At 62.6% G+C, this 15,070-nt stretch carries 14 protein-coding genes and 1 pseudogene; 7 read left to right on the forward strand and 8 right to left on the reverse strand.

Annotation, left to right across the window (positions count from 1 at the left end):
- Positions 1-35: 35 nt before the first annotated feature.
- From C3L37_RS14450 to C3L37_RS14460, 3 genes are read left to right on the forward strand one after another with little or no spacing between them, the layout of a single operon-like run.
- Entirely contained in the window at positions 36-1,226 is a 1,191-nt protein-coding gene (locus C3L37_RS14450; protein WP_129115331.1) for a UxaA family hydrolase, read from the forward strand.
- The gene (locus C3L37_RS14455; RefSeq protein ID WP_129115332.1) at positions 1,223-1,540 is read left to right on the forward strand and encodes a UxaA family hydrolase; all 318 of its coding nucleotides are present in this window, start codon (positions 1,223-1,225) and stop codon (positions 1,538-1,540) included. Before C3L37_RS14450 ends, C3L37_RS14455 begins: the two co-directional genes overlap by 4 nt.
- Positions 1,537-2,652: a UxaA family hydrolase gene (locus C3L37_RS14460; protein ID WP_129115333.1), complete on the forward strand. Its 1,116-nt coding sequence runs from the start codon at positions 1,537-1,539 to the stop codon at positions 2,650-2,652. Before C3L37_RS14455 ends, C3L37_RS14460 begins: the two co-directional genes overlap by 4 nt.
- Before the next feature lie 68 nt (positions 2,653-2,720).
- Here C3L37_RS14460 and C3L37_RS14465 read toward each other — a convergent pair whose 3' ends face one another.
- From C3L37_RS14465 to C3L37_RS14475, 3 genes are all read right to left on the reverse strand, one after another.
- Positions 2,721-3,092, reverse strand: a complete 372-nt coding sequence (locus C3L37_RS14465) for a cupin domain-containing protein (protein ID WP_129115334.1) — start codon at positions 3,090-3,092, stop codon at positions 2,721-2,723.
- 72 nt (positions 3,093-3,164) lie between these two features.
- A complete protein-coding gene (locus tag C3L37_RS14470; RefSeq protein ID WP_129115335.1) occupies positions 3,165-5,372 on the reverse strand; it encodes an LUD domain-containing protein in 2,208 nt (735 codons plus the stop codon).
- Entirely contained in the window at positions 5,369-5,881 is a 513-nt protein-coding gene (locus tag C3L37_RS14475; RefSeq protein WP_129115336.1) for an LUD domain-containing protein, read from the reverse strand. Before C3L37_RS14475 ends, C3L37_RS14470 begins: the two co-directional genes overlap by 4 nt.
- A 215-nt stretch (positions 5,882-6,096) precedes the next feature.
- Here C3L37_RS14475 and dctP point away from each other — a divergent pair, with 215 nt between their 5' ends.
- The 4 genes from dctP (at position 6,097) to C3L37_RS14495 (ending at position 10,215) form a co-directional block, all read left to right on the forward strand.
- On the forward strand, positions 6,097-7,137 hold the full coding sequence (gene dctP / locus C3L37_RS14480; protein ID WP_129115337.1) for a TRAP transporter substrate-binding protein DctP: 1,041 nt from the start codon (positions 6,097-6,099) through the stop codon (positions 7,135-7,137).
- Positions 7,138-7,195: 58 nt separating this feature from the next.
- Positions 7,196-7,795, forward strand: coding sequence for a TRAP transporter small permease (locus C3L37_RS14485; RefSeq protein WP_164974758.1), 600 nt, complete (start codon positions 7,196-7,198; stop codon positions 7,793-7,795).
- Positions 7,792-9,096 carry a TRAP transporter large permease gene (locus C3L37_RS14490; RefSeq protein WP_129115339.1) on the forward strand — a complete coding sequence of 435 codons (1,305 nt, stop codon included), beginning with the start codon at positions 7,792-7,794 and terminating at the stop codon, positions 9,094-9,096. Before C3L37_RS14485 ends, C3L37_RS14490 begins: the two co-directional genes overlap by 4 nt.
- Before the next feature lie 153 nt (positions 9,097-9,249).
- Positions 9,250-10,215 carry a mannonate dehydratase gene (locus C3L37_RS14495; protein ID WP_129115340.1) on the forward strand — a complete coding sequence of 322 codons (966 nt, stop codon included), beginning with the start codon at positions 9,250-9,252 and terminating at the stop codon, positions 10,213-10,215.
- 44 nt (positions 10,216-10,259) lie between these two features.
- On the opposite strand, the gene C3L37_RS14500 is transcribed toward C3L37_RS14495, so the two are convergent.
- From C3L37_RS14500 to C3L37_RS14520, 5 genes and pseudogenes are all read right to left on the reverse strand, one after another.
- Entirely contained in the window at positions 10,260-11,024 is a 765-nt protein-coding gene (locus C3L37_RS14500) for an IclR family transcriptional regulator (RefSeq protein ID WP_129115583.1), read from the reverse strand.
- Between the two features lie 187 nt (positions 11,025-11,211).
- Positions 11,212-11,337 (reverse strand): annotated as a pseudogene (locus tag C3L37_RS25790) (hypothetical protein); the annotation flags it as partial.
- Positions 11,338-11,688: 351 nt separating this feature from the next.
- Complete coding sequence (locus tag C3L37_RS14510; protein ID WP_129115341.1) at positions 11,689-12,264, reverse strand: tripartite tricarboxylate transporter TctB family protein; 576 nt, start codon at positions 12,262-12,264, stop codon at positions 11,689-11,691.
- Complete coding sequence (locus tag C3L37_RS14515; RefSeq protein ID WP_129115342.1) at positions 12,264-13,790, reverse strand: tripartite tricarboxylate transporter permease; 1,527 nt, start codon at positions 13,788-13,790, stop codon at positions 12,264-12,266. The genes C3L37_RS14510 and C3L37_RS14515 overlap by 1 nt, the downstream gene beginning before the upstream one ends.
- 298 nt (positions 13,791-14,088) lie before the next feature.
- Positions 14,089-15,042, reverse strand: a complete 954-nt coding sequence (locus C3L37_RS14520; RefSeq protein ID WP_228546246.1) for a tripartite tricarboxylate transporter substrate-binding protein — start codon at positions 15,040-15,042, stop codon at positions 14,089-14,091.
- Positions 15,043-15,070: the final 28 nt, after the last annotated feature.

A 15,070-nucleotide genomic window follows, 5' to 3' on the forward strand; every position in this document is an offset into this window, starting at 1 on the left:
AAAGAGCTAATTCGCCGAGTTCCGATGTACGAGCCATGGCTCCAACGTTCAGCGGATACCGGCGCACGGACGGTCGCGTCGGCGTCCGAAACCACGTCGCGGTGATCCCGACGTCAGTGGCGGCGAGCGGCGTCGCCGACGCGATCGCGTCGGCTGTCGGGTCCCAGGCGCGCGCGACGCCGCACCAGATGGGAACGTCCCAACCCCGACCGGCCCGCGAACAGACCGAGCGCGTCCTCGCCGGCGTCGGCCGCAACCCGAACGTCGGCGCGGTGCTCGTCGTCGAACTCGGTACCGAGGACGTCGACGCGGAAGCGCTCGCCGACGACATCGCTGAAACCGGCAAGGCGGTCGAAACGCTGTCGATACGTGATGTCGGCGGCACCCGCACGGCGCTCGCCTGCGGCGAGGAACTCCTCGCCAAACTCACCGACGAAGCGAAGCGTACGCGCCGCGAAGAGGCGGACGCGAGCGAACTCGTCTTCGGCGTCGAGTGCGGCGGCAGCGACGCGACGAGCGGCATCGCCGCGAACCCGGCCGTCGGAAACGCCTGCGACCGCCTCATCGACGACGGCGGCACCGCGAGTTTCAGCGAGACGCCCGAGTTCATCGGAGCCGAACACGTCCTCGCCGAGCGGTGCGTGGACACCGACGTTCGCGAGCGGGTCCTCGACCGCGTCTCGGTGCGCGAGAGCATGGCCGAACTCATGGGCGTCGATCTTCGCGGGGCGCAGCCCACGCCGGGAAACCAGGAGGGTGGCCTGACGACCATCGAGGAGAAGAGCCTCGGCGCCATCTCAAAGGGCGGCACCCGTCCGGTCCGCGGCATCGTCGACTACGCGGAGCGGCTTCCGATCGGCGGCGGACTCGTCCTGATGGACACGCCGGGATACGACGTGGAGAGCGTGGTCGGCAAGGTCGCCGGTGGCGCGCAGGTGGTCGCCTTCACGACCGGCCGTGGCAGCACGACCGGTAACCCCATCGCCCCGGTCATCAAGGTGACCGGCAACCCGAAGACGTGGGCGCGGATGGCGAACAACATGGACGTGAACGCCAGCACGGTGTTCGAAGGCGAATCCATCGCGACGGTCGGCGAGTGTGTCTACGAAGCGCTGCTCGCAGTCGCCGACGGTCGACGGGCCGAGGCGGAGCGCCGCCGGTTAGAGGAGTTCGCCGTCAACGAGATCCAGCCGAACGAACTCGCGAAGGCGGAGGCGGATGAATGAAGGGACGCGTCTTCGACGAGGCGGCGCTTGTGATGAGCGATCGGGATAACGTCGCCACCGCCATCGACGATCTCGACGAAGAGCGCGAGTTCGACGTCGACGGGACGACCGTCTGCCTGACGGATCTGATCCCGTTCGGCCACAAGTTCGCGCTCGTCCCCCTCGCTCCCGGCGACGAGGTGCACAAGTACGGCGAGGTCATCGGCCGTGCGACGACCGCGGTCGAACCCGGCGAGTGGGTTCACACGCACAACTGCGAGAGCACGCGCGGGCGGGGAGATCTCGCTGCGGCCGAAGGGGGTACTGACGCGTGAGCGCCGGGGATTCGGCGACGGCGTACTCGTTCTCGGGGGTGCTCCGACGGACGGGAACGGTCGGCGTCCGCGACCGCGTGCTCGTTCTTCCGTCGGTCATCTGTTCGCACGTGGTCGCCGACCGCATCGCCGCGATGGTCGATGGAGCCGTGAGCGCGCCGCACGATCACGGCTGCGCGCAGCTCGGTGCCGACAACGAGCAGACCCGCCGAACCTTTCTTGGTCTCGCGCGGAATCCGAACGTGGCCGGCGTCGTGGTCGTCGGCCTCGGCTGCGAGGAGCTACAGAGCGACGGAGTCGCGGCCGAGATGGAGTCCTCGGGCGTCGAGGTCCGCGAACTCGCCATTCAGGGCGTCGGCGGGACGGACGCTTGCGTCGAATCGGGCGCGTCCGCCGCGGCGGAGCTGGCAGACGGGCGGGGAGGCCGCAGGGAGCCGGCGACGCTCTCGGATCTCACGGTCGGCGTTGTCTCCAGCGACCTGGCCGACTCGACCGTCGATCAGGCGGATCCGCTGGCGGGAAAAATTGTTCAGAACGTCGTCGAAGCCGGCGGTCGCGCCGTCGTCGCCGGGAGCGAGCGCCTCGTCGCCCGTCCGGACGCTGCCCGCGAGCGGACGGCATCCGACGCGATTCCGGAGCTGGAGGCGCTGTTCGACCGGCACCGCGGCGCGCCGGCGAAGGTGACCCGAGTCGCCGGTCGAGCCCGCGGATTGCCGTTCGCCGACGCGACGGCGGCGTGGGGCGGGCGGCGGATCGACGAAGTGCTCGCCTACGGCGAGCGAGCCTCCGTCGATTCGGGGCTCGCCGTCGTCGACGCCCCGTCCCAGTTCGCGGAAGCCGCGACCGGACTCGTCACCGCCGGCGCGCAGATCGTTCTCCACGTCACCGCCGACGGCATTCCGGCCGGTCATCCGCTCGCGCCCGTGGTGAAGGTGTCCGGCGACGCAAAGACAGTCGCCGCTCTCCCCGACGACGTCGACCTCGACGCGAACGCGACGAGCGTCGACGACGCGCTGTCTCGCCTGCTGGCGGTGGCGGACGGGGCGCCGTCCGCGGCGGAGAAGCACGGCCTCTCGGAGTTTGCGATCACGCGCGTCGGACCGTCGATGTGATCAGTTTCGCCGACGAGACATCGGCGTCGGGACGGGAACCCGTTTGGACGCTTCGAAGCCCTTGTCGCCTACTTCTCGGCCGGGGGCCGCCCGTCGTCGGCCGTCGGAGGCGCGCCGACGACGAGCCAGGCGTGTTCGCCCTCAGTGTCGTTGAGCACCTGTCGGGACGTCTCCGGCGGGACGCGGACGGCCGTACCCTCCGGCACGTCTATCAGTTCGCCTTCGATCCGCATCCGACCTAGTCCGTCGAGAACGTAATAGAGCTCCTCCTGTTCGGTCTGACGGTGGTAACTCATCTCGTCGCCGGGAGAGAGGTACCACACCTTCGGTCGCATCTCCGTGCAGCCGAGTCGTTCAATGAGATCGACGTGCATCGTGCCGGAACTCGCTGACGGCTTCCGTTCGGCGTCGTCTACCCGCACCGTGCTGTATTCGTCCATCGTATTCGCCGAATTCGCCTTCCTCCGTGATAAATCCGGGTTGCCGACGAAAACGGATCGGCCGGCGGGGATTCAGTCGCCCTCCGGATCGAGCAGTTCGACCGGGTGGCGCGTTCCCCCGTCGAACAGGGCGTCCAGTTGCTCGATGCAGGAGGTGCCGCTGGCGACGATCTCTCGGTCGGGATGGGCGGCGAATTCGGACTCGAGGTCTCCGCCGACGTCCATGCTCAGCTCGTAGTAATCCGACTTGTAGCCGAACGAGCCGGCCATTCCGCAGCACTCCACCGTCGACGACAGCACGTCGTAGCCGCGTGCGTCGAGCACGGCTTCGGTGTACGCGTCGAGTCCGAGTGTGCGTTGCTGGCAGTGGCTGTGGTACGCGATCAGTCGGCCGGTCCCGTCTGCCAGCGCCCCTGCGGTGGCACCTTCGTCGAAGAGACCGTAGACGTATTCGAGCACCTCGTAGCTGCTCTCTCGGAGGCGTTCGTAGGATCGCTCAGGGAGGAGGTTCTCGTACTCGCGGCGGAACATCGCGAGGTCGCTCGGCTCGACGACGACGACGTCCCGGCCGGCGTCGACGTGCTCGGCCAGCGAACCGTAGACGGCGCTCGCGTGTTCGTCGGCGGTCGCCACCATCCCCTGCGAGAACGGTGCGCGGCCGCTTTCTGCGACTTCCGGGACGCGGACACGGACGCCGAGGGCTTCGAGGACGCGGACGGCCGCCTTACCGCGGCCGACCTGCACGTAGTTCGTGTACGGATCCGCGTAGAGTACCGCCTCGCGGTCGGCGCCGGCGGGCGGCACGCGCGAGCCGCCGCGGGCGTCGAACCACCTGCGCAGCGTCTCTCGTTCGAACGTCGGGAGATCGCGTCGACGGTCGATACCGAGCGTGCGCTCCATGAGCGCCCGGGCGGCGTCGGTGTTCGCGACCCAATTCGACAGCGGCGCGGTCGCACTGCCGAGCCTGGCGACCGTCTCGAAGTTGCCGAAAAAGCGCTTGCCGAGGCTGACGCCGCCCGAATCGGCGTCCGGCGTGAGGCCCTCGACGAGCCAGTCAAGTTCGGCGTCCTCTCCCCTGTTGACGCGGTCGCGGACGACCGTGTTGATCCACGGGATGTCGATCTTCACCGGACACGCGTTCACGCAGCGGGTGCAGCCGGTGCAGAAGTCGTTGAACTCAGCGGCGGTGTCGAGTCCCTCGATGCCAGCCTCCCAGCCCGTCGCGATCCCGCCGGTGTAGGTCTCGCCACCGAAGGCGTGCCCGCCGACGTGCTGGAAGTTGGCGCACGAGTTCGCGCACGCGCCGCAGCGGATGCAGTACAGCGTCTCGCGGAGGTGTTCGTCCTCGCGCATCGCGAGGCGGCCGTTGTCGACGAGCACGAGGTGGAACTCACGGTCGTGCGATCCCGTCGCCTCCGAGAGGGGGACGTCGGCGTCGAAATCGAGCGTCGGGGAGTCGACGGGCGGCGAAAGCATCGTGAGGTACTGCGGGAAGTCCTGGCCGGTCGCCGCCTTAGAGATGAGCTCCGCGAACGGTTCGAGCTTCTCAACGGAGGGGATGAGCTTCTCGACGCCCGCGACGGCGACGTGCGTGTCCGGCGTGACGGCGCTCTTTCGAGCGTTGCCCTCGTTCGTCACGAGGACGATCGTGCCGCTCTCGGCGAGGACGAAGTTCGCGCCCGTCACGCCCACGTCTGCCTCGACGATACGGTCGAGAAGGTAATCCCGCGCGAAGTTCGTCAGCTCCTCCGCGGTTTCGAGCGGCTCGTCGAGGTCGAAGTGTGCGTTGAAAAGCGACGCGATGGCCGCCGTCGACTTGTGCAGCGACGGGCCGACGAGGTGCGAGGGTGCCTCGTCGGCGACCTGAATGACGAACTCGCCGAGGTCCGTCTCGTAAACGTCGACGCCCGCCGCCTCGAGGTGTTCGTTCAGGTCGAGTTCCTCTGTCGTCATCGACTTGCTCTTGACGAGCGTCTCGGCGTCCTCTCCCCGCACCACCTCCCTGACGTATTGGTTCGCGTCCGCGGCGTCGTCGGCCAGATAGACGGCCCCCCCGTTGGCCTCGACGCTCTCACGAACTCGCTCGATCAGCTCCGGTAAGCGCTCGACTGCGTCCTCCTTGACCGCGCGGGCGGCGTCGCGCGTCTCCTCGTAACGCTCGAACCGGTCGACGGCGTCGTACCGCTCGCGGTTCATGTGGGCGGTGTTCTCTCGGATCGCGTCCCGCTCCGTCTCCAGTAGGTGGCGGATCTCCGCCGCCTTCGATCGCGCGTCGCTCATCGGTCTATTAGGATAATGACGTGGACGGACTTCGGTCCGTGCACTCCGTACACGAGCGCCCCCATATCGCCGGTCGCACTCGGCCCGGTCGCGAAGACCGTGCTCGTCGGTTCCTCCTCGGCGAACTCGTCGCCGAGCCGATCGAACGCCGCGGAGACGTCCGCGACGACGTCGCTCTCGCGGACGACCGCGACGTGGCGCTCGGGGTAGAGGCTCACTGGTTCGGTCCCCTTCGCGTCGGACGGGAGGAGCAGCGAACCGTAGGACGAGACGCCGAGCGAAGCGCCCGTGACGCCGGTCGTTGCCTCCAGGAGCTCCCTCGGCGTCGGGTCGACCGTGACCGGGGCGTCCTCGAAGTCGAGCTCCCAGTCTGAGAGGTCGGTCGCGACCGCTGGCGTCTCGATAGCTTCTGTCACCGCCGCGGCGAACGCATCGCTCGTCGTCCGGGTCCAACTGGTGCCGTGCCGCCGTAACGACACCTCGAACTTAGTTTCGGGTTGAACGGGCATACCCGATCCTCGGATCGATACCAGTTAACGTTTTTCTGTGATCGGGTACGAACCGCCGGTTGGGGAGTCGGTGGCCGGTCGGGAGCGAGTTCGATCGCGGAAGCACGAATGGCGGATACCGTGTCCGACAAGCATATTATATTGAAATTCATACTAAAATAATAACTAATTTATATCGTTAATTATTTATGCTAGTGAATAGCACTCAGCACCGTATGCAGCGAGCAAGCCGTCGATCCGTGCTGAAACGTACTGGAGCGGCCGGGATCGCCTTAGGAATTGCAGGGTGTCTCAGCGCAGACAACGGCAACGGTGGTGGAGGAGACGATGGTGGCGGCAACGGTGGTTCACAAGTGAACATGACGATCGCGAGTTCGTTCGAACCGGGACACATTCTCGTCGAAGTCGGCGAGATGTTCAAAAAACAGATCGAAGGGAAGTCCGACGGGGCGTTCACCGTGAACGTCCAGGGTGGGGGCTCCTACGGGGCCGAAGACGAAATCGGCGAACTCGCGAAAGACGGCGGCGTCGAGGCACATACGGCCGGAACGTTCCCGTTCTTCCAGTATGCCCCCAAATACTTCTCCTTTGCCAACCCGTTCGTGATGGATTCGTACGATAAGCTTTCGAAGCTCCTCGAATCGGAGAAGATGCAGCCGGCGTACGAGAAGATGAAGCAAAACGGGAACCAGCGGGCGCTCGGACAGCAAGTCTACCGCGGGTTCCGGCACTTCACCGCTAACGAGCCCATCCGAACCCCGGAAGACGTGCAGGGGCTGAACGTCCGACTGCCCGAACTCAACACGTGGGTCCAGGTCTGGGAGCACATCGGCGTCGATTCGACGCCCGTCGCGCTCGACGAGCTCTACAGCGCGCTAGAAACGGGAACGGCGGACGCCTCGGAGGGACCGGCGGAACAGATCCATTCGTTCAAACTGTCCGAAGTACAGTCGCACTACAGTAAGACCAGCCACCTTATCGAGACGGGGAACCTCTACATGAACGAGGACTTCTACCAGGGACTCGACCAGACGCACAAGGATCTCGTCGACGAGGTCGCCCAAGACGTGACAAAGAAGGCGACACAGACGGCGCAGGATCGCGAAGAGAAACTCATCAGCAACCTCTCCAACCAAGGGATGACCATCGTCGAAGACGTCGACATAGAGGCGTTTCGGGATGCGGGTGCACCGGAGATCGAACGGCTCTTCGAAAACAAGTGGGCGCTCTCGTGGGACGAGGTTCGAAATCCGTGATGATCGCGCAGGCCGCACACCACACCCGAACGCTCAGTCACGTCCGAGGGGATCTCCAATGGAAATCGATCAATCGCTAGATCTGAAACGCGACACCTGGTTCGACGCCGCGATACTGTACACCGCGACGGCGTTGTTCGGACTGACGATCGTACTGGCAGCAGCGCAGGTGTTCATCCGGGTGTTCAACGTCCCGACGTTCGGTAAGATGTACTGGACAGAACCCGCCGCCCGATTTATTCTCATCGTCGCGACGTATCTCGGTGCCGCTGTCGCGACACGAAACAATCAGCATATCGCGATCAGGTACCTCCTCGACAAGGTTCAAGAGCGCTATCCGAGAGTCGGATCGGCTCTTACGCTGTTCGTGGGGGTCGTCGTACTCATCTTCGTCTCGGTCGCCCTTCAGGGCTCGGTGCTCAGTGCCGTGAGCGACTGGAACACCTCGATCGGCGGAATTTCATTCGTGACGTCGGGGCGACTGTATCTCGGGATCAGTGTCGGGCTCGCATTGATGGCGATCTACGAACTCCTGAAAATGAAGAATTCGGTCGTCAATCTAATCGGCGAAACGAGCCGGGACGAATCAGGTGCCGTCCGCGAATCGCTCGACACGGAGAGCGTGAACGCAGGACGCTCGGAGGGGGGTGATCGCTGATGGAACTCGTTATCATCAGCGTGCTGTTTCTCGGCGTACTCCTCCTGCTGTACGCGCTCGGGGTCCCGATCGCAATTGCCATGGGCGTGACGAGCATCGTCGTGATGCTCTCGCCCTACGGTGGTGGTGGCATCAACTATGGAGTCATTAGCAAGCAGTTGTTGTACGGTCTGAACAGCTTCACGCTGCTCGCGATCCCGTTTTATCTCCTACTCGGACGATTGATGAATCGAATCGGGATGACGGAGCGAATCTTCACGCTCGCGAATGCGATGGTCGGGCAGTTCCGCGGCGGCATCGCGCACGTGAACGTCGTCGCGAGCATGATCTTCTCCGGCATGTCAGGACTCGCCGTCGCGGACGCGGCGGGGCTCGGGCGCGTCGAGTACGCCTCGATGCGCGACCACGGGTACGATAAGGACGTTTCGCTAGGGGTGACGGGATCGTCCGCGATCATCGGTCCGATTATTCCGCCGAGCGTCCCGGCGATCATCTACGCCGTCCTCGCCGACATCTCGATTGGGCAGCTGTTCCTCGCCGGAATCGTCCCCGGCCTGCTCCTCGGTCTCGCGCTCATGGCGACGGTCTTCGTCATCGTCCGCCGGAAGGGGTACGGTCCGTCGAACCAGTTCGCCTTCGACGCGCTGTGGACGGCGTTCAAGGAGGCCTTCGCAGCCCTCCTCGCGCCGGTCATCATCATTGGCGGCATCCTCTCCGGCGTCTTTACGGCCACCGAAGCCGGTGCGATTGCCGTCATCTACGTCCTCGCCGTCGGGCTATTCGTCTACGATGAGTTGACGTTCGAGGGGATCGTCGCGGAGATGCGCGACGGCATGGTGGAGACGTTCTCGCTGACGTTCATCATCGCCGCGGCGGCGCTGTACGGCTTCGTCGCGCTCAGGCTACAGCTGCCGATCCTCATGGCCGAGGGGATAACCGGCATCACCGAGGATCCGACGCTCATCCTGTTCCTGCTCGTCGGACTATTGCTCGTCGTCGGGACGTTCATGGAGACTATCGCGGCCATCAGCATCCTCGTCCCGGTGCTCTTACCCGTTCTCCAGATCGCCAACATCGATCCGCTTCACTTCGGGATCGTCATGATCACCACGTTGATGCTCGGGCTGTTGACGCCGCCGTTCGGCGTCATCCTGTTCGTCCTCGAGAAGGTCACTGACGCGAAACTCGAAGAGGTAATTCGTGCCGTCGTGCCGTACTACGTGCCGATCTTCCTCATCATCGCTCTCATCGTCCTCGTTCCCGAGATCGCGACGTACATGCCCGTAAACCTCGTCGGCTAACGGACTCGACTTCGATTTTTATCGACTGGGTGGTTCACTATTCGTCGCCACGCCCGGCGATGGCCCAACCGTGGTCGAGACGCGGATCTCTGAAGCACGTGGACGTAAGAGAAATTTATTAATGAGACGGCTCTGTAACGACAGGTGATACCGATGGTCAAACTAGCACTCATCCTCCCGCCCGAGCCGGACGAACGCTGGGAGCTCGCGACGCAGATGGGAGTCACCGACGCCGTCGTCCACCCGCTCGAAATCGGAGACGGACGCACGCACTGGAGTTACGACGACTTACTCGGCATGCGGAACTGGCTACGAGACGCGGGGCTCGAACTGTCGGTGCTCGAAGGGAGCGTCCCAGTTTCGGACCGAATCCGGCTCGGACTCCCCGGCCGCGACGAGGACATCGACGTGTTCAAGCGGTTTTTGCGGGACTGCGGCGACCTCGGAATCCCCGTCGTGGCCTACGATTGGATGGCTGGCGTCCGATGGGCCCGGACGGAGGCGTACACCGAGTCCCGCGGGGGGTCGCTCGTCACTGGCTTCGACAACGAGAAGGTGCGTGGTGGGCCGGCCGTCGAGGCGGCGGAAGCGACGGAGGATGATCTCTGGGAGGCGATCGCGTACTTCCTCCGGGAGGTCGTCCCGGTCGCGGAGGAGGCGGGCGTGAAACTCGCTCTCCATCCGGACGATCCCCCTCGCTCCGAAGTGCGGGGGATGACGCGGATCGTCCGAAGCGTCGACGCATACGATCGCGTGCTCGACATCTACGACAGCGAACACAACGGAATCACGTTCTGTCAAGGGAACTTCGCGGCAATGGGCGTCGATATTCCGGAGACGATTCGACACTTCGGCGATCGCATCAACTTCGTCCACTTCCGGGACGTCGACGGCGACGCCGATCGATTCGTCGAAACGTGGCACGACGACGGGCCGACAGACATGCTCGCTGCGATGCGAGCGTACGTGAACGTCGACTTCGACGGAGTGATGCGGCCGGACCACGTGCCGACGATGGCCGGCGAAGACAACAGTAACCCGGGGTACCACACCCAGGGTCGACTCTTCGCCATCGGTTACATGAGAGGGTTACTCGAGGCGGCTCACCGGAGTCGGTGATCCAGAAGCGGGCGAGTCAAAACGCCGTTCGAGCGAAGGCGACGCTACGAGTAGGTCATGTTTAGCTCCGTGACGTTCGCAGCGCTTTGGACGAGTTCCGGGATTTCCTCGGTGAATTTCTCGCATTTCATGCGGCTCGTCGGCCCCGAAACGCTGATCGCGCCAACGGCGTGTCCGTTCTGGCCGACGATCGGCGCGGCGACGCAGCGAAGTCCGGGGAGGCGTTCGCCGTCGTCCTGTGCGAATCCACGTTCGCGGACGGCTGCGAGTTCTTCGTCAAGCGCCTCTCGGTCCGTGATCGTCCGAGAGGTTCGATCAGGAAGGCCCCACCGATCGACAATCGCGTCTACCTGTTCTTTCGGGAGAAATGCGAGAATCGCTTTCCCGAGCGACGTACAGTGAAGCTTCACGCGCATACCGGCGTGCGTGTCGACCCGCACGGCCTGTGCGCCCCTCGCACGATAGACGTACACACCTTCGCCGTGTTCTTCGACGAGTAGGTTAGCCAACTCGCCGGTCTCTTCCGCGAGATGATCGACCTGCGATTTCGCTACGTCATAGACGCGCATCCGGTTACGCGCGTGTTCGCCGAGATCAAGGAACTTGAGCCCAACGCGGTAGGCGTCCCCCTCCCGAACCACGTATTCGTTCTGTCGGAGCGTGTTGAGGTGGGTGTACACCGTGCTCTTCGGGATGTTCAACTCCTTCGCCAACTCCGTAACACCGGCGCTGCCTAGGTGCTTCAGCGCCTCGAGGACGCGTAACGAGGTTTCCAGCGCCCCGATCCGTCCGTCCGTTTGTGCGGCCATGGTTTGCTCACTGTTTACAGCCATCCCACAAATCAGTTGTTCATTATCGTCGGACATGAAATACAAACGTCGTTCGATGTGGTGGATCGAAAACCGGAGAATATATCCACGCGCTTTACACCGTTTCCGCGGTATCCTCACAGCGTCACTACCCGGTCTCGACCGAGAGGCCATAGAAAGCGCCATTTTATACCTTGATCGCCTGCTCGTAACTCCCGACGCGGATAACCGCGAAGACGTCATCGAAAATTACCTCCTGAGCGATGCGTATGTCGGAGTCACCATCCGAGAAGACGGCCGGCTCGGCAAATAGTCCTCGCCACCGGCCTCTGGTCGATCACTGCCGCGGCTTTAGGCCGTTCTCGACCGCCAACCTTTAGCAACCGGGAAGCATGGTCGAAACCAAACCGAGCAATTTTCGTTCTTGGATTGTTTTGTTCACTTTCGTCGGACGAATTAAACGGCACACCGACGGGAAGACACCTACTGCAATGGAACACACGATTTAGTCCAAGGGATCGTTCACTATCGTCGGTCGGTGAATAATCATCAACATCTCCGGAAGGAGATCCCGGAACCGGAAGCGCCTCCCTGTCGAAATCGTGAGCCGAACTATCCCTCTGAGAATAAAGCCCTCCGTATTGGTCGGAGGAAATGGAAAGGGTTAGATAAGACCCTCTACGAGGATACCCAGTTCGCGGAAGATGCCTTCTCCATACGGGAGGGCGATGTTCATGAAGTTGCGGAAGAGGACGAAGATTACGAATGAGGTCAACACGCTGAAGAGAACAACCTTGGTCGTCGACCGATAGCCCTGAAGCCAGACGAACGCGGCCAAAAAGAGCGGCGTGATAACGAGAAAGCCAAGCTGGTCGATAAACCCAATGTATAAGGTCGTCAGAACGATCGTGCCGACGTATTGCGTATCCCTGTCAGAGAGATCCGTCACTGCGGCGACGTCCGAGATGGTATCCCGAAACACGCCAGTTCGGAGAAGGACATCGTTTCGCCGATAGATGTGTGCCAAATTCAGGAATGACGCGAGGAGCAACACGGCTATGACCGCACGCGGCCAGTAGGCCGCTCCCGGATCGGCGTTGGTACTTCGTACCCCCGCCAGCGTTCTGGAGTAGTAAAGAAGCCCGACAGAAGCAACGATTACGAGAACGGTGATGATTGCGTCGCTGCGGTCACTTCGTTCTTCGACGTCGTCGTCGATGTCGGCTTGAGTGGACGCCATTACTGGTTCGTCCCCCCAATCCGTAGATACTTGTGTCCGAACGATGTCTCCTGAAGCAGCGGAATCGTAAACAGGAACAGAGCGATAACCAGTAACGCGAGTGAAATCGGGCGCTGGACAAACGTCAAGAGTTCTCCCTCGGCCTTGATGAGACCGCGCCGCAGGCTTGGCTCCGCGATCGGCCCGAGGACGAGTCCGATCACCAACGGTGCGATCGGGTAGTCGTACTGTTCGAGGTAGTAGCCGGCGATCCCCGTCGCGAGCATAATCCACAGGTCGAACGTGATGTTTCGCGTGGCGAAGGCACCGACGACGCAGAACATCACGATCAGTGCGAGCAGAAGTTCCTGTGGAACATGTCGAACTTTGGTGAAGGCACGCACGATGGGCTTGTTTGCGAGCAGCACAGCCACGTTGGCCAACAGGAGCGCCGCGAACACCGTGTACACCAGCGCTTCGTTGGCATCGATAAACGACGGTCCAGGGGTAATACCGTGGAGAATGAACGCCGCCAGTATAACGGCCGTCGTCGCACTCCCTGGAATACCGAGCGCGAACAGCGGTACGAACGCTCCACTTGCAGCGGCGTTGTTCGCAGTTTCGGGGCCGGCGACGCCTTCGGGAACGCCCGTTCCGAACCGCTCGCGGATATCCTTCGGGACGATCCGTTGAGCGAAGGTGTAGCCGAACAATGCCCCGGTGGTCGCCCCCGCTCCGGGGAGGATCCCAATCAGCGTTCCCGCGACGGAGTTGAAAGAGAGGATTTTCCGAAACCGCTTGAAGAAGTGAAGCGGTGGCAGGAGTGACCCTGTCTCGACCGAGCCGACCGTCTCGTCGGAAACCATCTGACCGCCGCTTTTGATCTGTTTCAACACCTCGGAGATCGCAAAGACGCCGAGGATGAGGGGGATCAGTTCGATGCCGTTCATCAGGAGACGGTTGCCGAAGGTAAACCGAGGGAGGCCCGTGAAAGGATCGAGCCCGATCGTCGCGACGACGAGCCCCAACGCCATCATCATCACAGCCTTGGTGACGTTGCCGAGCCCGATTGTAGACACGAGCGCGAGTCCAACGATGACGACGCTGAAGTACTCCGGATCGGAGAGATTCATTGACCACGCCGCCAGCGTCGGGGAAAACAGAACGAGGATAATAGTGCCGACGATCCCGCCGACCGCTGAGCTGAAGACGGCGGTACTGATCGCCTCGCCCATTCGACCCTGTTGATTCATCTCGTACCCGTCGAGGGTCGTCATGATCGCCTCCGGAGCACCGGGGACTTTAAACATAATCGCACTGATCGACCCCGCGTAGACCGCACCGACGTAAATGACCGACAGCATCATGATCCCCGTCGCGGGATCCATGCTGTACGTGAGCGGGATCAACAATACTACGGTCATCGTCCCGTTCATGCCTGGGATGGCTCCGCTGAGCATCCCGAGCGCGATTGCGAAGATGAATACGAGGAGATTCGCCCCCGAGAAGATCGTGAGTCCGCCCTCGATAAGTTGGTCCAGTACCATCGTCGTTACCCACCTCCAAGGGATAGCGCGTAATCGCTAGTTCTCATGGACGAAGTAGTCCTTCGCGTGAATCCAGTAACCGTCGACTGGATCGACCGCGGCGATTATCGACGCGTGTGGCTTGAATCGACATGCTCATAATGATTAGTGGTACCGAGAGGCGGTCGTTGCATCGGGTTATCGGTCAGCAGTCGCTTCTCCCTCCCTGGGCGGCCGGTGTCAGTTGAGCGTTGCGTCGCGGTGGCACTGATCAGTGACGACGCGACAGTAGACTTGCAAGCTCCGCATTCGCCCGGCATCACCCTCGGAACTCCTCCATTGCGGTTTTGAACAGGCCTACCTGTTCTTTGACGTTCTCCATATGCTCGTCTCCAGGGAGGAACCCATCGCGGATGTCGAGGTAGTTTTCGCTTTCGAATTTCTTGTAGGAGTCGGTGGCCATCGCCTCTTGCACTACATTCGTCCAGAAGGAGACGGCTTCGTCTGGGGTACCAGCTTTTGCGACCAGTGCTCGCTGGACGCCAAATTGCGCGTCCCAGCCGGTCTCCTTGGCGGTGGGGACGTCCTCGAAGTCCTCGATCGGTTTGTCGAGACCGGCGAAGAGGAGCTTTACCTCGCCTTCGCTTTCGAGTTCGCGAATTTCCACGAGTTCGCCGTACGCGACGTCGATCTCGCCCGTAATGACATCCGACTCCATTTGACCGGCGTCGTCGTACGAAACGATCTCCATGTTGTCGAGAATACCAGCTGCCTGTCCGAATTCGACCGGGAAGGCGGCGCTGTCGAGCCCGCCAGTGATGCCGAACTGAATGGTTTCTCGTTTTGCGGTCTCGACGAACGCGTTGATGTCCTCGTATCCACCGCCGTCTCGTCCGGTCGTAAAAATGAAACTCGTGTCGTACTGTACCCGGCAGACACCGACCCAGTCGTCGATCGTGAAGGTCGCTTTCTCCTGAGCGATGTTCGGCGCGATGACGTTCGTATCGGCGAAAATGATATGACCGTCGGCGGGCTGATTGAGGACGTTTGAGGCGCCGCTGAGACCGCCCGCACCGGTGATGTTCTCCACGTTGATCTGGACGTTGACGTCGCGCTCCTCGAGAATGGCCGCCGCCGGCTCGGCGACTTGGCGAACTGCGAGGTCGGTACCGCCGCCAGCACCCCATGGAACGACGATCGTGACGTTGCGTTCAGGTGTCCAGCCGTTATCGCTGGAGCCACCTCCGTTCGAACCGCTTGTACAGCCGGCCAAGGCCAACATTCCGGCGATCGCACTTCCT

The sequence above is a fragment of the Halegenticoccus tardaugens genome (assembly GCF_004116405.1).
GTDB classification, from domain to species: domain Archaea; phylum Halobacteriota; class Halobacteria; order Halobacteriales; family Haloferacaceae; genus Halegenticoccus; species Halegenticoccus tardaugens.